This is a genomic window from Clostridium sp. Marseille-P299 (assembly GCF_900078195.1).
In the GTDB taxonomy this organism is placed as follows: Bacteria; Bacillota; Clostridia; order Lachnospirales; family Lachnospiraceae; genus Lachnoclostridium.
On record NZ_FJVE01000006.1, the window covers coordinates 127,884 to 153,856 of the forward strand.

20 protein-coding genes and 1 other annotated feature are annotated in these 25,973 nt (G+C 33.6%); of the genes, 2 read left to right on the plus strand and 18 right to left on the minus strand.

Features of this window, described 5'->3' with window-relative positions:
- Positions 1-40 precede the first annotated feature (40 nt).
- The 7 genes from BN4220_RS04600 to BN4220_RS04630 all read right to left on the minus strand — a co-directional run bounded on the left by BN4220_RS04600 (position 41) and on the right by BN4220_RS04630 (position 9,279).
- Complete coding sequence (locus BN4220_RS04600; RefSeq protein ID WP_066714203.1) at positions 41-2,203, minus strand: ADP-ribosylglycohydrolase family protein; 2,163 nt, start codon at positions 2,201-2,203, stop codon at positions 41-43.
- A gap of 562 nt (positions 2,204-2,765) precedes the next feature.
- Positions 2,766-3,707, minus strand: coding sequence for a nucleoside hydrolase (locus tag BN4220_RS04605; RefSeq protein ID WP_066714204.1), 942 nt, complete (start codon positions 3,705-3,707; stop codon positions 2,766-2,768).
- The gene (locus tag BN4220_RS04610) at positions 3,708-4,619 is read right to left on the minus strand and encodes an ABC transporter permease (RefSeq protein ID WP_082812108.1); all 912 of its coding nucleotides are present in this window, start codon (positions 4,617-4,619) and stop codon (positions 3,708-3,710) included.
- Positions 4,612-5,670: an ABC transporter permease gene (locus BN4220_RS04615; RefSeq protein WP_066714205.1), complete on the minus strand. Its 1,059-nt coding sequence runs from the start codon at positions 5,668-5,670 to the stop codon at positions 4,612-4,614. The genes BN4220_RS04610 and BN4220_RS04615 overlap by 8 nt, the downstream gene beginning before the upstream one ends.
- Complete coding sequence (locus BN4220_RS04620) at positions 5,657-7,225, minus strand: ABC transporter ATP-binding protein (protein WP_066714206.1); 1,569 nt, start codon at positions 7,223-7,225, stop codon at positions 5,657-5,659. The genes BN4220_RS04615 and BN4220_RS04620 overlap by 14 nt, the downstream gene beginning before the upstream one ends.
- A gap of 116 nt (positions 7,226-7,341) precedes the next feature.
- Positions 7,342-8,427 carry a BMP family ABC transporter substrate-binding protein gene (locus BN4220_RS04625; protein ID WP_066714208.1) on the minus strand — a complete coding sequence of 362 codons (1,086 nt, stop codon included), beginning with the start codon at positions 8,425-8,427 and terminating at the stop codon, positions 7,342-7,344.
- A gap of 393 nt (positions 8,428-8,820) precedes the next feature.
- Positions 8,821-9,279, minus strand: a complete 459-nt coding sequence (locus BN4220_RS04630) for a VOC family protein (RefSeq protein ID WP_066714210.1) — start codon at positions 9,277-9,279, stop codon at positions 8,821-8,823.
- A gap of 238 nt (positions 9,280-9,517) precedes the next feature.
- On the opposite strand from BN4220_RS04630, the gene BN4220_RS04635 reads away from it, so the two are divergent.
- A complete protein-coding gene (locus BN4220_RS04635; RefSeq protein WP_066714212.1) occupies positions 9,518-10,213 on the plus strand; it encodes a DUF4230 domain-containing protein in 696 nt (231 codons plus the stop codon).
- A 122-nt stretch (positions 10,214-10,335) separates the two neighbouring features.
- Here the strand turns inward: BN4220_RS04635 and BN4220_RS04640 are convergent, their stop codons facing one another.
- From BN4220_RS04640 to BN4220_RS19710, 3 genes are all read right to left on the minus strand, one after another.
- Complete coding sequence (locus tag BN4220_RS04640; RefSeq protein WP_066714214.1) at positions 10,336-12,057, minus strand: proline--tRNA ligase; 1,722 nt, start codon at positions 12,055-12,057, stop codon at positions 10,336-10,338.
- A gap of 128 nt (positions 12,058-12,185) precedes the next feature.
- Positions 12,186-12,431 (minus strand) — a binding site (T-box leader).
- Positions 12,432-12,598: 167 nt separating this feature from the next.
- Entirely contained in the window at positions 12,599-12,844 is a 246-nt protein-coding gene (locus tag BN4220_RS04645) for a GyrI-like domain-containing protein (RefSeq protein WP_066714216.1), read from the minus strand.
- A gap of 13 nt (positions 12,845-12,857) precedes the next feature.
- Complete coding sequence (locus BN4220_RS19710; RefSeq protein ID WP_082812109.1) at positions 12,858-12,986, minus strand: MerR family DNA-binding transcriptional regulator; 129 nt, start codon at positions 12,984-12,986, stop codon at positions 12,858-12,860.
- Positions 12,987-13,290: 304 nt separating this feature from the next.
- Here BN4220_RS19710 and BN4220_RS04650 point away from each other — a divergent pair, with 304 nt between their 5' ends.
- Positions 13,291-14,337: a hypothetical protein gene (locus BN4220_RS04650; protein WP_066714218.1), complete on the plus strand. Its 1,047-nt coding sequence runs from the start codon at positions 13,291-13,293 to the stop codon at positions 14,335-14,337.
- 445 nt (positions 14,338-14,782) lie between these two features.
- Here BN4220_RS04650 and BN4220_RS04655 read toward each other — a convergent pair whose 3' ends face one another.
- The 8 genes from BN4220_RS04655 to metA all read right to left on the minus strand — a co-directional run bounded on the left by BN4220_RS04655 (position 14,783) and on the right by metA (position 25,911).
- Positions 14,783-15,256, minus strand: a complete 474-nt coding sequence (locus tag BN4220_RS04655; RefSeq protein ID WP_066714220.1) for a GNAT family N-acetyltransferase — start codon at positions 15,254-15,256, stop codon at positions 14,783-14,785.
- A gap of 104 nt (positions 15,257-15,360) precedes the next feature.
- Positions 15,361-15,534: a hypothetical protein gene (locus tag BN4220_RS19995; protein ID WP_156476398.1), complete on the minus strand. Its 174-nt coding sequence runs from the start codon at positions 15,532-15,534 to the stop codon at positions 15,361-15,363.
- Positions 15,535-15,912: 378 nt separating this feature from the next.
- The gene (locus BN4220_RS04660; RefSeq protein ID WP_066714222.1) at positions 15,913-16,773 is read right to left on the minus strand and encodes a hypothetical protein; all 861 of its coding nucleotides are present in this window, start codon (positions 16,771-16,773) and stop codon (positions 15,913-15,915) included.
- Positions 16,770-17,525, minus strand: a complete 756-nt coding sequence (locus tag BN4220_RS04665) for an ABC transporter ATP-binding protein (RefSeq protein WP_066714224.1) — start codon at positions 17,523-17,525, stop codon at positions 16,770-16,772. The genes BN4220_RS04660 and BN4220_RS04665 overlap by 4 nt, the downstream gene beginning before the upstream one ends.
- Positions 17,526-17,826: 301 nt before the next feature.
- Positions 17,827-19,797 (minus strand): oleate hydratase, encoded by a 1,971-nt coding sequence (locus BN4220_RS04670; RefSeq protein WP_066714226.1) that lies wholly within the window; start codon positions 19,795-19,797, stop codon positions 17,827-17,829.
- Positions 19,798-20,778: 981 nt separating this feature from the next.
- Positions 20,779-21,786, minus strand: coding sequence for a GIY-YIG nuclease family protein (locus BN4220_RS04675; protein ID WP_066714228.1), 1,008 nt, complete (start codon positions 21,784-21,786; stop codon positions 20,779-20,781).
- Between the two features lie 1,148 nt (positions 21,787-22,934).
- Positions 22,935-23,747, minus strand: coding sequence for a toll/interleukin-1 receptor domain-containing protein (locus BN4220_RS04685; RefSeq protein WP_066714232.1), 813 nt, complete (start codon positions 23,745-23,747; stop codon positions 22,935-22,937).
- Positions 23,748-25,005: 1,258 nt separating this feature from the next.
- Positions 25,006-25,911 (minus strand): homoserine O-acetyltransferase MetA, encoded by a 906-nt coding sequence (metA, locus tag BN4220_RS04690; protein ID WP_066714234.1) that lies wholly within the window; start codon positions 25,909-25,911, stop codon positions 25,006-25,008.
- Between the last annotated feature and the right edge of the window lie 62 nt (positions 25,912-25,973).

A 25,973-nucleotide genomic window follows, 5' to 3' on the forward strand; every position in this document is an offset into this window, starting at 1 on the left:
ACATAAACCTTACGATTACAATTGTAGGGTTAAACTATCTTTAAAGTTTGCTTTCAATTTTCATATCTTTTAACAGAACAACGGAACTTTCATCTATTTGCATCCCAATCATACCGTACTCATAAGTTGCATCTTCTACAGACAACGTTATTTCACCTAATGCAATCTGTAACGTAGAGCCCTTAACTGTCGTGGATAGTAAATACTCTTTTTCTAACTCAGGTACAAATGAAGCCTTAGCAAGTACCGTTTCCTTATTCTCTGCATTACACACGATTCGTAATTCATTATCCGCAATCTGGACTCCATAGGATCGTAAATTACCTTGGGCACGAAGTAAAAAGTCGAATCGCTTTCCTTCTTTCATAGCAAATCTAAGCGTGCAGCTATAATCTCTCCAATAGTAATCTCCAGTAAATATCCTCTCTTCCCTAGATAATTCTACTCCTTCTTTCGTACACTGAATACCATCTATGTTACCTTGATAATGGGTGAATCCACTTAACTCTTTTTGTACTGTACTGTGTAAAGAATAATCCTCTAAATATAAAGTTGAAAAATCAATGGATAGGTTTGGTTTTCCTTGTATTACAAATTCATCGATATATAAAATAACCTGTTCACCAAAGTAAATATCTTCTGGTTCTGTTGATACGATTTCTATCCCTACTTCTTTAATTCTAGCATTTGGAATCGTAGGAATTTGCCCTGCTAATGAAATCCACTTGGAAGAATCCCCTTGTCTACTAATTTCAGCACTAGCAAAACGATATTTTTCCCCTGATACCGTATCATAGCAATATAAGTATGCCATTAACTTTTGCCCGGTCACATTTTTAATTTGACAAGAAACTTGATCCCCTGTGTATGCAATTGGAGAAAAACATGGTTGATATCTTGCATCGTGTAAATCTTCTGGTTCATAGTATGTCTTTTGATAAATATATACTTGATTGCCTGGATGAATATTATTGATTCTAGCCTTTAAACAACGCTCTCCAAGGTAGGCATCTTCATCTGTTGTAACTACACTTAACTCTGCATTTTTATAATTGCCTTTGATACGGAACCCATGAATGGCATCGGTGAATTCAAAATGTGAAATACGTTTCACCTCTTTTTCTAACCCATCCCAAATTCTCTTAAAAGGTTCTGGCATCTCTTCTCCCGCAAGTTCATATCCAATCTTGCAGAATAATAATGTGTTTTCTGAAAGAGTAGAAATATTTAAACTTCCTACTACACTAGAAGCTATCATAATATCTTTAATTGGAGTAATTAAGTACTTTGGTATTCCATCTGTTTCATTCTCTTCATAGGTTCCGCAAATTACACCTAAGATAGCACCTACATTTCCAGCATTACAATCGGTATCAAAGCCTAGTAAATTCACTAATTCCATTGTTTTTAAGTAGTTGCCTTCTCCATATAAAAGTGCAATCGCAATAATACCTGCATTGGGTATGATATGGCAAACACCTTTATAGCAATCGATCCAATATTTATCTCGTAAACATTGATATGCCTCATCGCTACTTTTTCCTGCTTCATAGTAGTCCATCATTTCTTTTACTACCTTATAGTAGTTTCCGTCCTTTGAAATAAAGGTTAATGCCTCTTCCATGATTTCCTTGATATCACTTTTCACATAAGCAAGTGCAATACATGCTGCAATAAATCTAGCACCTGCAACACCATCAAAATCATGAGTTACTCTAGCACTTGCTTCTGCTAACTGGCAAGCTAGTTCAGGTTTACCAGGTGCAACAAAACCAAAACCATCAATAAATATTTGACCACCAATCTGTTCTGCCATCTCCATACCATTTACTTTTGCACTTCCAGACTCAGGAGCCTCCATACCAGCAAATAAATTCTTAAATGCAGTATGTTCTGTAGATAGTTCTCCTCCCCACCAAAAGAATCCATGTTCTTTTGCGATATAGTTTAGACAAGTATATCCCATCTCTCTTGCACTTAAATTTTTATAATGTTCTAGTCCACGAATAAAGAAGATTGGACCATTGCTATCATCATCTGCGGCAAAGTCTTTATAATCTACTACATAATCTTTCATTTCTTTGCCGTAAAATAATTCTATTTTTTCTCTTTGCCATCCTTCAATAGGTGCGCCCATACGGATACCAATTACTTTACCAAGCCAACCGGCATAAGTTCTTTTTATATAATCTCTTTGAATCATGTTTCATACCCTCTTTCTATCATAAGTTTTTTATAAAAGACTATAAAATACTTTTCGATATGTACTGTTACTAAGACTTTTATTACCTTAGTACGTCATGTACATGTATTAATATTATTTTGTTGTATTAATATAAAATTGATGTATTTATATTAAGTTAATGTGTTTATTCATATTGACAAGTTATCGCCGTAACAATAGCTAACCTTATGTCATGCAGTATACATCACGTTCCCACATAAAGATTCTTATTTTTTTAGAAGCTTCTATATCTTAATTGCTTATTCTGTCTATATATCAATCTGAAATCCCCGATATATAAACAGAGGGAGCGCAAAGCGCCCCCTATTTTAATCCCTGCTTTTATATAGCCTTTAAATTCTATAGTTAACACTTAAGCTCCTCAGTTAACTTTTAAGCTCTTTTATTAACTCTAAAGTTTTTCATTCACTCTTAAGTTCCTTAATTAACTCTTATTCGATTAATTAAGTATTAAACTCTTAATTATCTCTTACGCTTTCTATTAGCGCTTAAGTTCTTCTTCCATTCTTAAGTTCTAAATCTAACACGCTAACTCTTTATCTAACGTAAAAATCGCTTCGGCTAAATATTCAACAAATTTTTCTCGGTCAACATCCAATAGCACTTTTGTATTTGGTTCTCTCATATCAAACCAAACACGCTTATCCGTCACAGACATTCCCGCTGTCAATTCTCCATTTAATTCGATGTCTACATAATAGTCTTTGGCAACGAATAGTTCAGGGTGTAGCAAATACATCACTGGGCAAGCATCAAAGATTGGACTGCGATCAATTCCCAAACGTTTTGAGAACTGTGAATAAAACTCTAACAAATCATATACAAAGTTAGAAACGCGGCCTTTTCCTTTAAACTGCTCTATTTCAGTATGAAGAATACTTGCTGCAAGACTCACTTCTGTCCCTGCTTGAATAAGAGGAATTCCTGAATGAAATACCATATGCGCAGCATGTGGATCAATCCAGAAATTAAACTCTGCCGCTGCAGTAGAATTACCAGACGTAGCACTTCCACCCATTATAGCGATGCATTCGATTCTCTCCTTCACTTCTGGATACATTTTCAATAATAACGCAATATTGGTTAGAGGTCCTAAAGCAACTATTGTTACTTTCTCTGATTCTGATAAAATCTTATCTCTAAGGAACTCTACACCATTTTGCTTCACAAAATCCATTGTGATTTCTTCAATAATTGGGCCATCCATTCCAGTGTCTCCATGAGCTTCTGGCGCAGGTGCGATTTCTTTAATTAAAGGAGATTTCATACCCTTTGCCACTGGAATGTTTTTATTTACTACAGTAAGGACCTTTAAGGCATTCTCACTAACTTTTTCTAAGGTTTGATTTCCACCAACACATGTAATACCAAGTACTTTTAATTGGTCACTGTTCGCTAGTGCAAGCATAATTGCCATTGCATCATCATGCCCTGGATCACAATCAATTAAAATTGGTCTCATTTATTTTTCTCCTTTGGATTTACGAATGGAATAAACAATGATTCCGATTAAAACTGCAACATAAGGTAATGTAGTAATTAATTCAGATGGCATATTTTGTAGCTGAAGAACATTACCAATTGCACTAAAGATACCAAATAAGAAGGAAGTAATCACCGTTGGAATTACCATAGATTTACCCATGGCACATGCAGCAATTGCAATCCAACCACGACCTGCAATCATATCTCTAGTAAACATGGATAAATATCCCATGGACATAAATGCTCCACCAAAACCAGCTAAAATACCGCTAAGACATAATGCGATAAACTGAACTCTACGTACATTAATACCAACACTCGCCGCCGCTTCTGGGTTTTCACCAACTGCTTTGATATGAGTACCAAGCTTTGTTTTATTTAACATAACATAAATAACAACGATAGAAAGTAATCCTACATATACTAAAACATTATGTCCAGAAAAGATTTCTCCAATCACAGGAATGTTCTTAATAATTGGAATATCAATAGTCGGTAATTGCTTACTTGCTAAAGAAGCAGAATTACCTTTTTGACCTGTAAACAAATATAAAATATATACGGTAAAGCTACTTGCAAATAAGTTTAAGGCAATACCGGCCATAATAATCTTTGTTCCTAAAAACAAACTTAAATACGCCATAAATGCACTAAACAACATTCCAACCAAAAGTGCTGCGAGTAATCCAATAAACGCACTTTTTGTGTAAGCGGAAGCTAAAACTCCTGCTAAAGATGCAGTAAGCATGGTTCCTTCCATGGCGATATTACTTACGCCAGCCTTACTAGAAATTACATTTCCAAGGGAGGCAAATAAAATTGGAGTCGTTACACGAAGAATCGCATATGCAAATGCAGGTGTTAAAAATAAAGCCATAAAACTATCCATTCGTACGTCCTCCTTCTACTGCTTTTTTACGTTTAAAACGTTTAACCAAGAAGTCTGCTGTAATTAATAATACCAATGACATCTCAACAATTGCGATCATTTCAACTGGTACATCTGTGCTTCTTGCCATAATATCAGAGCCAGTTCTTAAATAACTAAGACCAAAGGCTGCAACAAATGCGCCAATTGGATGGTTCTTACCTAACATCGCTACTAAACAACCATCAAAACCATACCCTGGTAGCGCTGACCAAGTAAAACGTTCGTACATACTCATAAGATGAACGCTTGAACCCATACCTGCAATAAAACCAGACATAAAATGAACAATCATAGTAAGTGCAAAGAAACTCATACCAGAGTATTTCGCAAATTCCTTATTGATACCAGTCATTTTAATCATATAGCCAAGTCTTGTTTTCTTATAAATAAACCAAATCACTAAGGTAACAATAATTAATAAAATAAAACCAGTCGTTACTCTTGTCTTAGGAATTAATACATCTAATCTCGCAGTGTCTTTAAACGCTTCTGATGCTACACCAGTCACTGCCATATCCTTTAAATAAGTTTTTAAAATATAAAAACCAATACCATATAAAATAGTATTTAACATTAAGGATGTAACAAGTTCGTCTGCACCATATTTTGCTTTAAAAAAGCCTGAAATACAAGCAATTAAACCACCAAAAATGGAGGCTCCAAGAATAACAATCATGGAATGTACAAATGAATTTCCTAAACTTCTAGTAGCTAATACCGTTGCTACAATACCTGAAATGTAGAAAATACCTTCTCCACCCATGTTAAACAATCCACTTCTAAATAAAAGTGATGCAGAAATACCTGCAAATGCAAGGGGAACCATCAACTCAAGTACATTACCAAAGTATCTCATATTTGTAAGTGGTGCAGTGATTAATTTGGTAAATGCAAGCATTGGTTCATCACTCGTTAAAAATAATACCACCAATGTAATAAGAAGGGCAATTACAATGGCTGTAGTAATTTGAACGATTTCATATTTTACTTTATTACTAAGCTTTTTCATACATTACCCTCTCTATATCTTCTTTCTTTTGTTTCTTAATACCTAACATATAAAGACCTAACTCTGTCTCTGTCAATTCTGATAAATCATTAAAGAATCCAACGATTTGGCCTTCATACATAACAATTAATTTATCACTTACAGCAAGAGCTTCTCCTAAATCTGCACTTAAGAGTACAATTGCTTTGTTGCTATTTCTAAGTTCAATTAACTTTTCATGGATAAAGCTTGCAGATCCTACATCGACACCACGGGTTGGTTGTTCTGCAATTAATAACTCTGGATTTGCATAACATTCTCTAGCAACAACTACCTTTTGAATATTACCACCAGATAAGGATTCGATTTCCGTTTCTTTTGATTGACAAACTACGCTATATTCTTTAATCAAAGAATCACTTAGTTCATCAATTGCTTTATGATTCATCCAGAACTTGTGGTTAAATTCCTTCGCATCAAAAAAGCTAGAAATCATATTTTCTTTGATACTTGCACTACCTGCAATTCCTTGTCTCATACGATCTTCTGGAATATAGGCAACTTTTGCATTATCACGAATATCTTTAACCTTTTTACCTAGTAAAGAGATACCGTTTACAGCGATGGTACCGCTAGTTGGTTGTTTGTAGCCAAACAATACTTCAACAAGCTCTGACTGACCATTTCCTTCAACACCTACAACGCCTAAAATTTCACCAGATTTTGCAATCAAATTAATGTTATCTAGTACATTGATTTTTCCGTCTTGTAAGGTAACCTGATCCATTTTTAAGGTGATTTTTTTATTCGCCACTTCTTTCTTAATATGACTATATTCATACTCTACGCGGCGTCCAATCATAAGTTCAGAGATGCTTTCAAGACTTACATCTTCTGTATTATGAGTTGAAATAAGCTCACCCTTACGGATAACTGAAATACGGTCACTAATCTCTTTTACTTCGTTTAACTTATGTGAAATAAAGATAATGGTATGTCCGCTTTCTTTAAATTTCTTTAACTCAACAAATAATTGTTCTGTTTCTTGTGGAGTTAATACGGCTGTTGGCTCATCTAAAATAAGCACCTTAGCACCTTTATAAAGAAGTTTCAGAATTTCAACTTTTTGTTTCATTCCGACACTTAAATTCTCAATTTTTTCATCCATGGACAATTGGAAATTATATTGTTTTGCTAAATCTTCTGCTTTTTTCTTACTCTTTCTAGAGTCAATAAAGCTAAATCTCGTAGGTTCATCTCCTAATACAATGTTTTGAAGCACTGTAAAGGAAGGAACTAGCATAAAATGTTGATGTACCATCCCAATTCCGATTCCAATGGAATCTAGCGGAGATTGAAATGATATCTCTTTTCCATTAAATAAAATTTGTCCACTTGTTGGCTTTTGAAGACCGAAGATAATCTTCATTAATGTAGATTTACCCGCCCCATTTTCACCTACAATGGCATGGATTTCACCCTTACGAAAGCCAACAGAGATGTTCTTATTCGCTACTACACCATTGTCATAGACTTTCGCTATGTCCTTCAATTCTAAAATATACTCATGACTCATTAGTTACCCTCCATAAGCTAACATACCCTGCATAGTCACAATAGCGATACACAGCCAAAAAAAGGTCTGCCTACTATCTCATAAGCAGACCTTTTAAGTCTTATCTTTATACGTTCTTATGGTTGAACGCTTTCTCTTAATTCAACAATTGCTTTGTCATCCATTTTAAATGCTGTAGAAACTGTAACTTCACCAGCTTTTAAAGCTGCTTCTGCCGCTTCTACTGTCTTGTTTACATCTTCAGTTACCGCTGCTTGATAGAACTCGTTTTTCACGATACCAACACCGTCTTCTTTCACACCGAATTGTTCGTGAGTTCCATAAGCTAAAGTACCTTCTTTTGCTTCTTTTACAGCTCTAAGGATTGTTTGATCGATCGTTTTATAACCAGAAGTTACAATCTTTTCAGCTTTTGCACGATCAGATTCTGCATAAAGTTTTGCTTGATCACTATCAACACCAATTGCATATTTATTTAATTCATTTGCTGCATCGATTACACCATTACCAGAGTTACCTGCGCAAGCAAAGATGATATCAACACCAGATTTGTATTGATTTAAAGCAATTTCTTTTGCAGTTGCAACATCTGTAAAGTCTCCTACATAGGATACTGAAACTTTGATGTCTGGGTTAACATATTTTGCACCTTCGATATAACCAACCATGAAATCGTTAATTCCAGGGATGTCCATACCACCGATGAAACCGATTTTTGCATTTTCATCTGCTAATGCCATATCAGAAGTAGTTGTTGCTGCTGCTACTACACCACAAAGAAAACCGATTTCATTTGTGGAATAGAACATAGAGTAAACATTTTCTAAACCAGAACCTTCTTCAATATCGAAGTTAATGAATTTTTGTTCTGGATATTGTTCTGCTACTTTATTCATATATGGAGTGATCTGCCAGTTACAGCTAAGAATTACATCATATCCAGCTTCTGCTGCATCAATAAAATAAGATTCCCATTTGGATTCGTCGTTACCAATTTCGATTACTTTAGTACTTACACCTTCAACTTGGTCTTTTACTAAGTTCATGCCTTCTACTGCTAAATCGTAGAAAGATTGGTCACCCTGAAACGGAATTAATAATGCTACTGAAAATTCATCAGATTTTCCTTCACTGCTTGAACATCCAGTTAACATACCTAAAGTTAAAATAAATGTTGTTAATAATAAAACTAATCTTTTCATTATTCCTCCTAAAAGCTTAACTTATATCTAGTGGCTAATCCCGATACCTGCTTATTGTTACTTGTTTTATGAATGTAAAATATCATTTTCACCATTCATTTTACCTTATAAAATAATTGGCATCTTGGGTTTAGCTCCCTAAATGCTTTTGATAAATTTAGCGGTAACGATACCACATTTTTATATTACGTTACGATTCGACAAATGTCAACAAAATAAGTGGATAAAATTATTATTTCTTTTTATAAAACTTATAAATATTATTAATTAATCTAATAATAGGTTTAGCTATAATCTATAATCAGCTCATAATCTCCTATGCTATTTAGAAATTTATTCACCATATAGTATATCATCAAGAAGATGGAATGTTTGATACTTAAATCACACATATTATCCATCAATGGTTTCCATAAGTTCTAAAATAATCCCATCCGGGTCTTTGAAATATAAAGCTTTACTTTTACCAAATCCACTATCCGTAAAATCAAAAAACTGAGGTTCTGATAAACACTCAACTCCATGTTTTATGAGTTTCTTATATTCTTCATCAATATTTGTAACTTTAAAACAAATCTCAGAAATTGAAGTCTTATGCAAATCACTGCTTGTTTTTTCAGCTTCATCACCAATAAATTGAATCAATTCCACCGGTGGTGCCATCATAGAATCACTTCCATTTAAGTATGCAACTCTAACTTTGCAGTTTTCTCGTCCAAACAGCAAATCGGTTTCCTTTCCTTCCATAAGAAGTTCTCCTTGAAAAGATAAGCCTAAAATATCTCGATAAAAAGCTATGGATTTATTCATATCACTGACGGTAATGCCAACGTGCATAATTTCATTTAACATAATATTCCTCCTGTTCTACACTGTTTCTGTACCGTTTGTATACCCTTTGTATACCGCTTGTATTTCCTGCCTGGGTTATTATAACACAACTTTGCAAATTTTTTTAACAATTAATTTTTGTTTGTTTACATATAACTGATGAAAATTATGGCAAAACCTCTGGAAATTCATTGAAAATCACCTTCTTTTTTTGTATAATCTCAATACAAATGCAATATACAAAAGAAAGGAAACAAGAATGGGTATAATACGAAAGAAAGAAGAAAAAACAATTCATAGTAGCAAGAATTCAAAATTACCTGCAATTTTAGTAATCGCAATCGTTGTTCTATCTATAATTCTTGGTATAAATATAGGTTCAAAATGGCAACAAACGAAAGCAGATAAAAAAAATCACCACACACAAATTACCTCAGATGCTTTGCATCAAGAAATCGAACAAATTGGTGAATTGGCAACTGTTAACTATTATTATACGAATATGGGTAAATTTGAAGACGCATTGAAGTTTTTCTCACATGATGTGCCTTTTACTACAAAATCATTTATCGTTTCTTATGATGGCAATATTAAGGCAGGTATTGATCTTTCTAAGGTTGAGGTTAACATAACTGATGCCGTAATAACAGTAACCCTTCCATCTGCTTACATTACTAGCCACGATGTAGATATGGATTCTGTAATTTTCTATGATGAGAAAAATAGCATCTTTAACGGACTATCCGCAGAAGATGTAACAGCGTTTCTTGGAACGCAACAAAAACTTATGGAAGAAAAGGCGATTAACAATGGCTTGCTTATGAAAGCAGAAGAAAACACAGAACAGGTGTTAAAAGCCTTGTTAGATAATTTTATTAAAGTTAATGATGAAAATGATATAGCCTATGAGCTTCGTTTTGTAATGAAAGAAGAAGCTGCAACAAACCAAAATTAGTTATAATGGTGAAATAAAGTAGACATAGTTAGTACTCCCCACAAAGGATATGCTAACTCCGTCTACTTTATCTTTTTTAATTAGTATAGCATAATTATATAATAAACATGTATTACATATTGCTACTTCCCATTTCTCAGTAACTCTGCAATTAATCCCTTTATTCTAGGTACTATTTCCTCACATGAAACCTTTTCTTGAATCACTTTATCTCTTGTTACTAGTTCTATACAATTCTCTTGTAAATTACGTGGGCTAACAATTACACGAACTGGTATTCCTAGTAAATCTGCATCCGAAAACATAACACCAGGACGGACTTGTCGATCATCATAAAGAACTTCGATTTTTTCTTTTTGCAATAACTCATATAAATCATCCGCACATGCTTTTGCTTTTGTATCATCAGAACGAAGGCAGCACAAATGAACTTGCCATGGCGCAATTGAAATAGGCCAAATTGGTCCATATTCATCATGATGGGCTTCACATACGGATGCCGCCAAACGGCCAACACCTATCCCGTAACATCCCATTAATGGATATTGTAGGTTGCCTTCATGATCCACATACTGCATCCCCATAGACTTCGTATATTTCGTACCAAGCTGAAAGATGTTCCCCACTTCAATCCCCCTTGAAATTGTTATTGATTCTTTCCCACAGTGAGGACAAATTCCTGCTTCTTTTATTTTTGCAAAATCATGATATTCTATTGCGCCACAGTCTCTTTCCAAATTAAGACCTATATAATGATAATCTTTCTTGTTTGCACCACAACATAAGTTATCGATTCCTTGAAGAGAATTATCAAATAAAATAGTTACCTGTCCCTCCAATTTAACTGGACCAATATAACCTGCAATAATTCCACTTTCCTCTGTTATCGTTGCTGGATGAATTTCTTCTTGTAAATAATTACGAAGTTTGGTTTCATTTACATCTAGATCACCTCGAATAAATACAATTACATAATCATCCGATAGATTCTTTTGATATACCACAGCCTTGCAGGAATGTGTTGCTGGTACATTTAAATAAGCGCACACCTCGTCAATCGTTGATGCGTGTGGCGTAAAAACCAGCTCTAGATCAGCTTTTGGTAACATGTTATCATTATGAACAATACTTTCAGCGGCCTCCATATTTGAACGATAATCACAGGATTTACAGATTGCCAATGTGTCCTCTCCAATAGGGGTTAATAACATATATTCATGGGATACCTTCCCGCCCATCATACCCGAATCACTTGCAACTGCAATTACTTCTGGTACTCCAACTCTTTCAAAAATCCTTTCATATGCCTTATAACATTTGTCATAATATTGCTCCAAATTTTCTTGGGATGTATGAAAAGAATAGGCGTCTTTCATTGTAAATTCACGAACACGAATTAGACCTCCTCTTGGGCGCGCCTCGTCTCTAAATTTGGTTTGAATTTGATATATCATAAATGGGTATTTTTCATAAGAATTCCCATACTCTCGGACCAAGTGCACTGCTGCCTCCTCATGAGTCATACCTAAAACCATTGGTGTATCATTTCTATCTTTAAAACGGCAAAGTTCACTTCCGATTGCATCAAATCTACCAGACTCCTTCCACAGTTCCCCTGGCATAACAACTGGAAATAGCACTTCTTGACCATCGATCGCGTCCATTTCCTCTCTTATGATTTGCTCTATTTTTCTTGTAATTCTTTTAAGCGCAGGATTTTGAGAGTAGATTCCACTTGCAACATATTTCATGTAGCCTCCTCTCATCATAAGTGCATGACTATCAATTACACAATCTGCTGGTTTTTCTTTAAATCTTTCGCCAACTAATTTTTCTAACTTCATATTTTCTCCTTTCTGCTCCTCAGCAAAATAATCTTATCACTTTATGCTTGATATAACTCCACCACTAACACTTCTGCAGATTGGTTTGTTTTTATTTTATAAATAAAAAAGCCCCAAGCTATGCATCAGCTTAGGGCGAATATATAATCCGTGGTACCACCTAATTTCAGAGTTTCCTCTGCTCTCATTCAATACGGGTCAAAGGACCGATATTGTTCCCAAATAACGGTGGGTACCCGTTGAAGCCTACTTAATCGTAATTGTTCGGTTCACTGCTCCAAGACTGGTTCCCTATTTTCTCTTTAAAGCCTCACACCAACCGACTTCTCTCTGACAAATCAAAAATAAGTACTATCTCTTATCTCAGCATTTATATATAAGGTTATAATATAATGATAAAATAATATAATTGCTATTTTTTGTAAAGTATTTTAAACTATTTTCACTCATCATTTTTTTAAGTTTAAGATTTCCAATCATCATTTGTTTAAGTTTAAACTTCTAATCATCTTTTGCTTAAATTAAGATTTAATTTTTTCATTTATTTATTTTTAATGATAGGAATTTGTAACTCGGTTAACCATTCCTTCGGATCTTCTTTATTCCAAATACCATCAATATAATTTTCTCTTGGATAATCTGCTACTGTATATTGATTTTTATCGATCCAATCAAACACAAAAGCATACGCTTTTGATAATTCTGAATACGGTCCTTTATGCATAACAGACACAGCTAAAACAGAATCGATTTTTTTGAATGTTATGTCATCAAAATCTTCTTCCAATGTTTCAACAGCTTCACAAAACTCTACATGGTTTTAGTAATCCAATTTCGTCATAATAGTACAAAGCTTTTACTGTTGTTTTGCTCATTTTTGAAAATTCACCGATGCGATACATTTGCTCACTCCCTTCTTGTAAATCCATCTTAAATTCTCCCCTAACAGGAGAGTCAAGAGAGATAATTGAAATAATTAAATCGAAATGACTTCCCCTTGAAACTCTTTCTAATGCAATTTTATAAGTAATCTCTTTTACCAATTTTTAATCCAGATATATTTAAACAGGATCTTATACTCTTCCCTTTTATCCCTGTCTATTTATTGCATTTATAATAGTATGTTAGACTAATTGATAAACAATATATACTGTGTTACTATGAATGGAGACTACGGACTTTCTTAATGTAAATAGTTAATGACTTATAAATCAAAAAATAGGAGTATTACATATGAATCTTTATAAAAAATACAAAGAACTTAATCTTGACACCTCTTGCCTTGGTCTTATCCCAGGGATTGAAACAAGTGAATACTTCTGTACGCCATTAGGTGCTAAGGTAATTGGTTGGGAAGGTGTGGATGGAATTCACTATTGCATGATTCGTGGATTTAAAGACATGGTATTTTCAGTAAATCCAATGGAAAGTGTTAATCAATATGTTCACCCCATCGCCTCTACATTTAAAGATTTTTTAAGATTATTACTTGCATGTGGTAATACAACTATTATAGAACAAATTTATAATTTAGATACTGCAGAGTTTATTCAAATAACCTCTAGTAATGAACAAACTTCGGAACAATCTTCTGTATTAGAAGAAATAAAGCGTCACTTCCAGATTTCACCGTTAGAACACCCTTATGAATATGTAAAAGCATTACAAGAAAATTTTGATTACTCTTCCTTACGATATTCCAAAGAATATTATGAAATAATTGGAGAAGATAGCTTAGCTATTCCAGAGTGGCAAGTTTTTTATAGGGGGAACTTTTACGAGTTTGCCAATGGCCGAACAGCTGGTAAAGAAATATCGATAAACAAAGTCTTTTCCTGGGAAAATAAAACCTGGCACATACCTTCCATCTATTCTTGTAACGATGGTTTAGTGATAGATTTCTGTGTTCAAATAACTCCTAGTTCCATTCAGGATTTTCTCGATAAATGGCATGATGTTTTGCAGAACTATGAAATATCCGAGGAATTACAAGAACAAATGCAATCAGAAAATCCTCTATCCGCTAATTTTGATTTTCCCATCATTTTAAATGGTAAAACCGTTCACTACAATAGTTACTGTGCCTCCTATTGGGACCCTTGTTTAGAAGAGGGTACAAAGAATGATTCTGAAGCTGAGATGTTATGTGAACATTTTGGATGTGATAAATCATATGGTTGGATATTTATTCGAGCTTCATTTCCTTGGGCTACAAAGGGTAAAACTCAAATACATTCTTTATCCATCCCTATTGTTCCTCCCTTTACTTTAATTCAGTAGAAAACTTCACAATTCCATGTGTACGAGTGCACATTCTAAGCAGAACGTTTTTTTATTATTAAGATAAAATATATTTTAAAAAATAGCAGGAATTAATCCTGCTATTTTCATTTTAATGTCTCATCATATTGCTTAAATTTTTTCGATTTTCATCTACAACTTGAATCTTTCCATAGTAAATCCGTTGTCTCCTAAAGCCTCCATCGTTACCATCTCCTTATTCTGGTGAATCAATTGGTTACCTGAATCTTTTAATAGTAATTCTGTTGTCTCCTAAAGCCTCCATCATACCATCTCCTATATTCTGTTGAATAAACTTTCGCAATATATAAGACATTAATATGGATACCCCAAACAAATTCTATCGTAATTAACATTACGATTAGAACGTGATTCAATATCCAGTAGATATTATATCTAAAATGATTTAAATTATACTTAAAATTTAAAGCCTCACCATATAGTAGTCATTATTATGTAATTTGTTTGTGTTTTTAAATCCCATTTTTTCATAAAATCGCATTGCGGACTGATTTTTACGATGGCATTCTAAAAGTATAGGTACATTTCCATATTCTTTATAAATCATTTCTAGCGCTAATGAAAAAGCTTGACTGCCAATTCCTCTGCCACGATAACGCCGGTCAATCACAAAACCAATTACTCTGAAATAGGATTTATTTTTAACTTCGTCTGGATCGGCATCATCTTGGATTGCTTCACCAATTAAAAGAATACCAACGTAATCTTCCAAATACTTAATAGCAAAACAAAAACCTTTCATACCATATTGAGTTCCATAATGGCTCAATTGAATCGTGTAAGCCATGCTCTCTGCAAAGCACTCTGGTATATCATCTCGTTCAATAGCAAGTACTTTTTGTTCATTTTCTTTGCTAAGTATTTCTAGTTGTACCATGTATGGTTTCTCCAATCTTCATTACTTTAGAAAATCAATCTTTTATGCCAAAATTGAAAAACCGTCACACCATCGAAATTACAATGAGTTAACGGCTTTTCTTATTAATCTTCACTATTTAGTAATGCCCCACAAAACTCACATTCCTGTATCTTTCCAACAATTATTTTATTACTTGCTCCACAACCTTTACAGCTTACCACTTCTTCTTGTTTTTGAACGGTATTCATTACATTTGGCATAAACGTATTGAAAATTTGATCAAATTCCTCTGGCATTGTGAAATTACCATTGGATTTCGTTACCTTTTTCTGATTAATTACAACTTTTTGCTTACCATCACTGGAAGTAAAATTAGTTCTAATAGCATTTCAAGCATAATATATTAATTTTTTACATTTCATAATCTCTACAAATATTAACATATTTTCATTTTTTTAACAATAACAACCACTCTTTTCTTAATACAAAGAAAGAGGAGGTACACACTACGTGCGCTAATCCTCCTCTTTCTTTGATTCATCCGTATTTTCTTTACATCATTACATCTCTAATAATATTATGATCTCTAAAAACCTTCTCAATCGCTAATGCAATCTTATGAGATAATTAATAAAGTTTTTTTCCTAGTGAAATACCATATAATTTCGATTAATCTATCTCTTCTCTTCCTTATATTCCATCCTTAATATCAGTAAAACAATTGCCAACGCAAAAATAAGATAGCTCCATTGCTCACGTTGTGTTATTAATCGATTTCCTTTCGTCAATATAACCCCAAACGTCTCATACAACGGTTCTCCAATAGTCCTTTCACCTTCCATATACACGGATAAATATAGTTGACGTATGATGCTCGTTAACTGCATCGGTGGAAAATAAAATAATATATTCCTTAGTCCCTTTGGGTACATCGTATATGGAAGGTATGCCCCTGCTAAAAAACCACACATCATACCATATAAATTTCCAAAGGTTGAAAATGAAGTGGTATCCTTAATAAATTTCATAATACACATTAGAAGTCCTGAATTCATACAAGAAGAAAAGAATATTGTACCAATACTCTTCATCAATGCGATAATTGATACTCGGCTTCCATAGGAAATAATAAAATAGATTTCTGCGCCACCTAAGGTCATAATGGTAAAGAAAAAGGATATAAAAATGCTACTTACCCAATAAGAAACTTCCAACTGAAACTTTGTAACTGGAGCTACCAAAAAATCTCTTTGGATTCCTGAGGCTGCATCTGCTACACTTAATTGCATCAATCCAAAGCAGGTGGTTGTATTCAAAACAATTAATAAGCCACTCACCATCAAACGATCTGTAAATTCCTTCACATAGCTAAGCTTCAAACCAGCACCTTCAACCGATTGCATGATAAAATCCCTTAAGAAAATTACATACAATCCCATTACAATTCCAATGGAAATAAAGGATAACAATACAGTGCTCTTGTTTTTCAAAAAGAGAGCTAAATTCCGACCTACTAATATCTTCATCCGCCTCATAATCGAAGATCCTCACTTAACAAATCAATATAAATATCCTGTATCGTTAAGCTTCCTTGACTTTGGTATTCTTTTAATACCCAATCCTTTTTTCCACATACTAAAATACGTCCTTGATTAATCATGCAAATGTGGTCGGCATTCATTGTCTCTTCTATATAATGTGTCGAAAAAAAGATTGTCATTTTAAGTAACCGGTTAAGTTTCATTAGCGCTTCCCACACCTGTTTTCTAGCAATCGGATCAAGTCCGATCGTTGGTTCATCTAATAATAGAAGCTTTGGTTTTGACATTAATGCCCTTGCAATCTGACAAATTCGTTTTTGTCCCCCTGAACAAGTTCCATATTTCTTATGAACTAATTTCTCTAGCGATAATAAAGAAATGACTTCTTCAATGCGTTTTAATACTTGTTGCTTTCTTTCATAATATAAACTTCCTCGATAATATAAGTTCTCATACACTGTAAGCTCACTGTCTAAGACATCCTCTTGAAAAACAACCCCAATCAACCATTTAATTTGTTCCTGTTGTTCCTCCATAGAATAACCTTCTATCGAAATCTTCCCACTCGTAGGTATTAACAAAGTAGAGAGCATATTCATAGTCGTGCTCTTGCCTGCTCCATTTGGTCCAAGAAATGCAGAAATCTGTCCTTGCAAGACTGTGAAACTAATCTCCGATACCGCTTTCGCTTTCCCAAACTGTTTACTTACATTATCGACCTCAATACATGCCTTCAATGTCTTCATATTGGTACCACATAAAGTTGTCAGTTATAATAATCTATTCGGTAACTGAGGAGGTATGACACCTGTTTCCTCGTAAAGTTCCCGCTTCGCAATACTTTATATATACTCTTTTTCCCGATAACCGTCTGGTACTTCATATGTGTCTCTATCTTTGTGATTGCACAACACCCATTTTACCTCGGTTTTCGATATGATAACTACAGATTGCTTGATAGGTTTTCCATTGCTTGTTGCACAAAAAAGGAGGACAAAACAATACGCGTTCATCCTCCTCTTTCATTATTTCATCCGTATTTTATTTTTACATCATTCCATCTCTAATAATATCATGATCTCTAAGAACCTTTTCAATCACAGTTCCCTTAATCTTCTTAAGCAATGGCTTTTTCAATGCATTTAGAGGTCCAGGAAGTTCGATTTCAAGAGGTGATTTACCATCCATTAATTTTACACTACTGTCTAGTAACTCTCTGATATCATATACACTTCCCCATACTTCAGGTACTCCTCGGTCTACGCCAAGTAATCCATACACTGCTTCCATTGCCGTACGAACAGAATACTCTGTTGTAAAAATAGTATCTCTTGGTGTTTCAGCAAACTGACCTAAGAATGCGAAGTTTACGCAGCCATCAGGAATAACGTCTGGTCTGTCACCTTTTGCTCTTGGCATAAAGAATGCTGTGATATATGGCATCATGGTTGGAACACAAATTGCATGATTTTCAGCAAGATCATCAATCTCATCTACTGGAACTCCTAAATGATATAACCATTCCGCTGTAATTTCTTTACCAGTACATTCTTTCATCGGTTTCTTGATGTAGTCACCAGGTACATCGGTAAATAAGCTGTATACCCATACACAAACTTCATCTTTTTTCTGTTCTTTGAACTGTCCCTGTCTGTTGATAGTCCAGCTAAGAAGCCAGCTAGAATCTTGGCAACTTACAATACCACCAGTAACTACTCTACCGCTTCTTGGATCTCTCTTACAAATATTTTCAATATAAGAAATAATCTTGTCGTCAGAAGTTGTTACCGTAGCGGATTCCCAATTGGTTTTTTCAATATCAGAGCAGAACTTCTCTGGATGACCAAATGCCTCATCTTGTGCAGCAATCTTCTTCCATAAACTCCAACAACCGCTGGTACGAACCTCTGCATCACCAACTGGTGCGTGATCCTGATCACCGTAGATTGTTCCCTCAGTACAACTACCGTTTGTTACAAATACTAGGTCATTTACTGTAAGAGCGATTTCTTCCTCAACTCCATTTACCTTACACTGAATGGATTTTGCAATCTTCTTATCTCCAACAAAATCAAATAAAACATTGGTAACTTCCGTATTGAACTGGAACTGTACCCCTGCTGCCTCTAAGTATTTCTGCATTGGAAGAATCAAAGATTCATACTGATTGTATTTTGTGAATTTTAATGCTGAGAAATCAGGTAGTCCGCCAATGTGATGGATAAATCTTTGGAAATACAACTTCATTTCCAACGCACTATGCCAGTTTTCAAAAGCAAACATAGTTCTCCAGTATAACCAGAAGGTAGAATCAAATACTTCCTCATCAAATACATCTTCGATTGTCTTATCATAAAGGTCTTCATCCTTTGTGAAGAACAATTTCATAATCTCCATGCATCCCTTTTGGCTTAAATTAAACTTACCATCGGTATGTGCATCTTCCCCTCTGTTCTTCGTTGCACGGCAAAGAGAATAGTTTGGATCATGTTTATTTAACCAATAATACTCATCAAGTACGGAAGCTCCTGGTTTTTCAAGGGATGGAATACTGCGGAACAAATCCCATAAACATTCAAAATGATCTTCCATCTCACGTCCACCACGCATTACGTAACCTCTTGTTGGATCATTGATACCATCACAGGCACCACCTGCAATATCCATTGCCTCTAAAATGTGAATATTCTCGCCTTTCATCTGGCCATCTCTTACAAGAAAGCAAGCTGCAGCCAATGCACCAAGTCCACTACCTACGATGTAAGCAGATTTGTCATCGACTCCTGCTGGCTTTTCTGGACGGGCAAATGCTTCGTAGTTACCTTTGGAATAATAGATTCCTTTGCTGTTCTTAGTGTTTTTTCCTCTTTCTGTGTTGCGATAAGCTTCAAGCTCTTTGGTTCTTTGTTCTTTTAGTTCCTTTTTTTGTTCATTCTTTTTGTTTTTTGCTATAACTGCAGCTCCTGCGCCTGCTGCTAGTAATGAAGCTGCACCTAATTTTACTAATTTCTTACTCATATATAATTCCTCCTTATTATAATGACCGTATTTTGTAAAGAATCCATTTAGACGTAAGTTGTGCAATTTAGTCTAATCTTGATTTCCGTTGTTAGAAATGGGATGGTAATAATCAATATTCCAATAACAGTCACACCAATATATTACTAATATCATCTCCAGAACAATACTACAAGACAAAGAATTACAGTACTCACCACAAGTACGCTGTAGGTATTCTTGCGATCTTAGTTTTTCTCATCTTGTTTCGCTTTCTTTCTGCTTGCCATTATATTAATCGTTTTTTTATTCGTTTCAAATAGTCAAAAAAAGAGCAGTGTCTAAAAACTAGACATTGCTCTTGATTTGTCTAAAAATTGATTTTATTCAATAATTTATATCATCATTTGTTATATAATTTTCACTACCTAATCTCAAACAAGGCTAACAAATTTCAAATATTCAATCTTTGTAAAAGTCACTAGGTTTCAAATTAAAAAATTCACCGTGGACAGGGTATTTCATTAAAATAACCACCTCATTAACTAAGGTTAGTCCCATTAAGCTGTACAATCATTTAAGAATCAAACTATAAATAATTTCATTATATTTCTTCAATACTTTCATTAAACTCTTCAACTAATTCAGCTTCCTCATCAGTCGAGATATATTCTAGTTGATATCCTAATATTTTAACAATATCTTTAAGCCTTTTATAAATTGTTTGTATAATTAACTTTCTCTGTATTGAATAAAAAGTGGCCATCTTTTAATATAACATGCTGTTATTTCTTTCGCCAAATAATTAGTAGAAAAATCAGAATTTAAAAAACACTGCCGTTTGCTCTTCCTTCAGAAGAGTATGCATCTTATCCATGTAGTAACAAGTCGCCTTCCCCATGGAACGATTCTGCTCTTTGATATCATAGCAAACGATCTATTGTTGATGTCCACATTGCCCCAATAATTAAAAACATTATTTAAACCTTTTACGTCAATATCCTATATATCAAATATTTTGCTTACTGGAAACTGTACTAATCTTGCTTCTGGTATTTCAACTTCCCCATAATCGAAAATCAAACAATTATTTTTTGTGAACACTTTAACTTTAATTATCATTTTCCCATATTTTTTCTCAAGTCTATACTTTACTTCGCCAATCACACGATTAACAATTTCGAAAGCAGTACCTTTTCCGTTCTCAATACCCTTGATAATCATATCTTGCATATATATTTTTTTACCGGGATGGTTATCTAAATAAAACTCATGTGCAATAGATTGATATAACTCTGTAACATAAAAAAAACCAGACTTATCAATTTTTTCAGAATACTTCCTTACATACTCTGATGTAACTTCAGCAATATTTTTCTCCAATAAATCATTCAATGAAAAAACATCCTTTTCCACCATTAAATCATAATACTTAACTTTTTCAGAATTTTCCCCTGTTATAAGTTCAAACAAGACACTTCTTTTGTTTCCTAAATTCTGCTTAATTATATCTATTTCATTTAATAGTTTTTTATCATAATCGTCATCTACACGTGAATTTCTATACTCTTCTCTAACTTTTTCATATTTATTTTTCAACTCCTCTATTTCTCTTAATAAATTATCCTTTTTCATTTCCAGATTTGGTTCACTCGCACATATAATTTGATGTCTGATTTGCTCATCTGTACCGTAAACATACCACTTAGCATTATCAAATTGTTCAATAGGAATATTTATACTCCTTTCAATCATCATCTCATTATATTTTGGCTTGAACATCGGAATAAAATATCTTTCAGCGTAATTCATTTCATCCTCAGTTTCAAACACAGTAAATTCTATCCTGTCTATTTCTTGATAACATTGTTCTGGTAAATGATTGTGTCCTCTTAATCTAGCTCTCAGTTTTTTAGCTTTTCCAACGTAAATAGTTTCATTATTTTGATTAATAAAGCGATAAATACAATTTTTTAAATTAACCGTGTCTAACGTTAATATTACATTCATTTTTCATTTCCTTTTTCTCTCATTCTATCCGCTCAAAGAAAAAGATATTTAATATATCAAAGTCTCTTTGACTTATATAAGTATATCCAAATATACCAATAAAAACGCTTTATTTTTCCAGCTCTTTTTCAATATCGTCTTACCTTATATATTACTTAAGGAATATTCACTACTATTCCCTACAATAAATCTGCAGTGCTTTAAAGAATAACAAATATTTTGGTGTAGTCTAGCTCTTATCTTTCTTTATGTCAAAGCCACACCGTATTTTCTTGCTACCATTTCAAATGGCTTAATAATCTTCTTGGATACTTCAATGTTGGCAACACCTCGCTTCTGAGCAATTAATTGCTTCTTTGGTTGCTTGCCGTGTGGAATCTCTGGGGTATTTCTTGCTTCCCGTCAATTTTTCATTTCAGCTGATGCTTTTAGGATAGCATTCTTTTGGTTGAGTTAATAACTAAGATGACAGTTCTGTTCTCGACTTCTTCTTGCATGGGGCAACTTCTTTCTTTGGTGATGTTTGAGAAAAAAGCCGCTATCCTGTTTAGGGTAACGCCTGTTATAAACTTATTTTATATATTATTATTCATCCATAGATTTCCTTCCTAGATAGACAAAATCCATAAAAGAATGGAACATCTCTACTTCTTTAGATTCTTTTTGAATATTACTTTTTTATAAGCACCATAGTGTCTAATAGCTTCTTCAAAAATTTTATACATAATTTCTGATTCATTAATAGAAGTTCTTATATCATTAATCTTACCCTGGAGTAAGTCATACATATGATCGCATTTATCAAAATCTAACGTAACTTGATATATCCTTGCTTCACTTCAAAACCAGCTACCTGTATATAATTTGCTTTTTCTTGCTCATTCGGATAAGGTATCTTTTTATATCTTTGCTATTTTCTTCTATCCATTTAAAGGAAGTTTCTCTAAAGTGTATTTTAATTATAGCTAAACACAGTTTGTTAGCTACTTGTATATTACGTTTATCTCTTTCAAAAAGATAACTCCATGTCTTATATCTAATAACCAGCGGTAAAATTAAAAACTCATATAATATTCTGGTGAAGAATATATACTTATTAGTTAATCCAAAAAATACTTTATAAAGATTATGCATACAAATCCAAGAAACTATTTATTCTTCTCATCAAACAAATCCCAGGCTAATTTACTAAGCTCTGCCTGAATATGTTTACCTTCTGTATTTGACAATACTTGCATTACTCCAGCAAACTGCAATTTTTTATTTTTAGACCTTACTATTACTTTCACCGGATTACTAGGTGTTAAAGGTCTAAATAAACGGATTGTTTTCATTTTTAACCTAATTGGCGTTCCATTATTGTAACCATCTATTTCCCCCGTACTGCTATAATATGCAGAATCCTCAGGTTTCACTTCAAAATCATCATATTCATTATTAAATATAAAAGCAAAATTAGCATCGTTTTCACTAAACATGGTTGCCCTAAGTTCTATCTTTGCTAAGAGTTCAGATATAGGCTCTACAATCGCTTTTACATTATTAACATCTTTTAATGGTGTGTATGTATTAGTTCCTTTTGCAACACATTTCATCTGCGCAACAGCATCATCTAATCCTATACCATACAAATCAATATATAATGCATCTGTCATAATAGCCGGTGGTTTACATTCTGCAATTCTAACTGGGACAAATTTTAAATTCTCGTTAATTGTTATCATCAGTGCGCTTTGCCACTCTTTAGTTACCATTTTACTTGTCAGACTATTTGGGGATAAAAAATAGAAAAATGTTGTAAACTTATCCAATCCCTCGTTCATTTTATCAATTATACTGTCACCCGGTTGCATAGACCATTTATCATAAAAAATATTATTTCTCCCAAATTCTAATTCTAATCTTCTAGCAACCATATCAACTAAGTTTTCATCATTGTGGTTATAGCTAATAAAAATCATAATAAATATGCTCCTCTCTTTAGCATTTTTCTTCTGCAACACTTAATAATAGTATATCATATGGATTTTTTTAGGACAACCTTATATAAAAGAAGCCCCATACCTTACTGTATAGAAGCTGCCTTTTCTTCAATTCTTCTAATATTGTTGTTAAGATGTTATTAGATGGTCTAACGTGATATAGGTAAAAAAACAGGCCTATTACAGGGCGGTAGCGGTCCACCATCTAGGTCTGTTTTCTTTTTTTTAGCTATGTCTTCTATTATGTCGACAAGGATAATCCGGGTTGCCTTTTGGTTAAAATGGTGTGCCCAGTGACATTGTACAATATGTCATACCATAGTAATGCCAACTCTTACAATACTATTGAGAAATGTATATTAATAATTAATTACGACAATTATTGTTGTAAATATTGATAATATTTTACTATACAAAAATTATTGTTATTATTTTTATATGTTAGAGTCAACGCTAAACATGTTAAAATATCTGATAAAATGTTTGCTCCGACATCTGCATATTTGGTAACATTAAAATATAGAAAAATATAATCACCTCCAAGATTCCCCACTAATTATTGCAATTAACATAGTTCTTCCGTCTGCTTTCTCATATATTCTATTAATCAGTTCAGGCATTACTTTGTGAGATACCATACTTTTTGTAAGAATTTCGTTATCATATGCCTTTTTTATTTCTGATAATCCATCTATAGAATAGGGACAAAAAAGCAAAATGAAAAATAAAAAATCATGAACAATACATTTCCAGTAATTAAAGAGACTAGATAGTCTTTCAAAACAGTATTGGTCAATATTTTATACACAATCCCACCAGTGCCATTCCCATTAATAAATACGTACCTATTGTATCAGTTTTTTTGAGTTATTAATACTTCCTTTTCCTATTTTCTCGCTTATAATCTTATGCTTATTCATTAGTTTTCTCCTTATTATTGTAACTAGACATTAACCTCATTCATATCCGGTTAGACACTATTTCAATTTATTATTTAATTCTTATAATAATGTAAACAACAATTAGGCCGCCCTAACCTTGAAAAGATTGGGCAGCCATTTTTTTTAATAGCAGGTCTTTTTATCACAACATAATTTACTCCTATATGCTCGTAATTTACCCCACTTTGACTCCAAAACGATAATAGTTTACACTATATTACAACATTTTTTAATAGATTGTGGCTTTCTATCAAATTGTTACACCCTTGTAAATACGCCATTCTTAAGCACTTCCCCTATAATTCATACGGAGTAACCTGATAAACATAATAATTCAACCAATTACTATAAAGCGTATTCGCATGCGCTCTCCAAATCAAACTCGGACGGTTCTTAGAATCCTCAAACGGATAATAATTCTTCGGAAGTTCCATCGGAATCCCCTTCTCCACATCCCTCTTATACTCCTTATCAAGGGTCACACGGTCATATTCTGGATGACCCATCACAAAAATCTGGCTACCATCTACATTTATAACAATAAACACACCCGCCTCATCTGACTCAGCCAAAATCCTCAACTCTTTATGTTCAAGTATCTCTTCCCTAAGTACCTCTGTATTTCTAGAATGCGGTGCATAAAAGACATCATCAAACCCACGTACCAATGGCTCCTTACGCTGCATTACAGTATGTTCATATATACCAAATCGTTTCTTAGCAAGAGGATATTTTTTAATACCATAATGATAGTAAAGTCCCGCTTGCGCACCCCAACAGATATGGAAAGTTGAAGTAACGTTTTTCTTTGACCACTCCATAATCTTAGTCAATTCTTCCCAGTAGTCAACTTCTTCAAATTCCATCTGTTCCACTGGTGCTCCTGTAATAATAAGACCATCAAACTTCTTATCTTTAACATCCTCGAATGTCAAATAAAATTTCTCCAAGTGGCTTGTAGCAGTATTCTTACCAACATAAGACCCCGTAGTTAAAAACGTGATATCTAGCTGTATCGGCGTATTAGAAAGGCTTCGAAGTAATTGCACCTCAGTATCTTGCTTTAACGGCATTAAATTCAATATCGCAATATTAAGTGGACGAATATCCTGTGTCATCGCACGGTTTTCATCCATCATAAATATATTCTCATCTTCTAGTATTTTCTTTGCAGGTAAATCATTTTGAACTTTTATCGGCATTTTACATCTTCCTTTCTGTTTAAACCTTATATTTGAAACGAATGTCAAACTACATACTTAAA

Excerpts from the sequence above, each read along its gene's own strand:
- BN4220_RS04635 (WP_066714212.1), top strand. The coding sequence starts at position 9,518 with ATGGGTATAATACGAAAGAAAGAAGAAAAAACAATTCATAGTAGCAAG.
- BN4220_RS04620 (WP_066714206.1), bottom strand. The coding sequence starts at position 7,225 with ATGAGTCATGAGTATATTTTAGAATTGAAGGACATAGCGAAAGTCTAT.
- BN4220_RS19710 (WP_082812109.1), bottom strand. The coding sequence starts at position 12,986 with ATGGATTTACAAGAAGGGAGTGAGCAAATGTATCGCATCGGTGAATTT.
- BN4220_RS04675 (WP_066714228.1), bottom strand. The coding sequence starts at position 21,786 with ATGAATGTAATATTAACGTTAGACACGGTTAATTTAAAAAATTGTATT.
- BN4220_RS19995 (WP_156476398.1), bottom strand. The coding sequence starts at position 15,534 with ATGCCAGAGGAATTTGATCAAATTTTCAATACGTTTATGCCAAATGTA.
- BN4220_RS04670 (WP_066714226.1), bottom strand. The coding sequence starts at position 19,797 with ATGAGTAAGAAATTAGTAAAATTAGGTGCAGCTTCATTACTAGCAGCA.
- BN4220_RS04605 (WP_066714204.1), bottom strand. The coding sequence starts at position 3,707 with ATGAGACCAATTTTAATTGATTGTGATCCAGGGCATGATGATGCAATG.
- BN4220_RS04655 (WP_066714220.1), bottom strand. The coding sequence starts at position 15,256 with ATGGTACAACTAGAAATACTTAGCAAAGAAAATGAACAAAAAGTACTT.
- BN4220_RS04615 (WP_066714205.1), bottom strand. The coding sequence starts at position 5,670 with ATGAAAAAGCTTAGTAATAAAGTAAAATATGAAATCGTTCAAATTACT.
- BN4220_RS04650 (WP_066714218.1), top strand. The coding sequence starts at position 13,291 with ATGAATCTTTATAAAAAATACAAAGAACTTAATCTTGACACCTCTTGC.
- BN4220_RS04600 (WP_066714203.1), bottom strand. The coding sequence starts at position 2,203 with ATGATTCAAAGAGATTATATAAAAAGAACTTATGCCGGTTGGCTTGGT.
- BN4220_RS04640 (WP_066714214.1), bottom strand. The coding sequence starts at position 12,057 with ATGAAGTTAGAAAAATTAGTTGGCGAAAGATTTAAAGAAAAACCAGCA.
- BN4220_RS04610 (WP_082812108.1), bottom strand. The coding sequence starts at position 4,619 with ATGGATAGTTTTATGGCTTTATTTTTAACACCTGCATTTGCATATGCG.
- BN4220_RS04665 (WP_066714224.1), bottom strand. The coding sequence starts at position 17,525 with ATGAAGACATTGAAGGCATGTATTGAGGTCGATAATGTAAGTAAACAG.
- BN4220_RS04660 (WP_066714222.1), bottom strand. The coding sequence starts at position 16,773 with ATGAGGCGGATGAAGATATTAGTAGGTCGGAATTTAGCTCTCTTTTTG.
- BN4220_RS04625 (WP_066714208.1), bottom strand. The coding sequence starts at position 8,427 with ATGAAAAGATTAGTTTTATTATTAACAACATTTATTTTAACTTTAGGT.
- metA (WP_066714234.1), bottom strand. The coding sequence starts at position 25,911 with ATGCCGATAAAAGTTCAAAATGATTTACCTGCAAAGAAAATACTAGAA.
- BN4220_RS04630 (WP_066714210.1), bottom strand. The coding sequence starts at position 9,279 with ATGTTAAATGAAATTATGCACGTTGGCATTACCGTCAGTGATATGAAT.
- BN4220_RS04685 (WP_066714232.1), bottom strand. The coding sequence starts at position 23,747 with ATGATTTTTATTAGCTATAACCACAATGATGAAAACTTAGTTGATATG.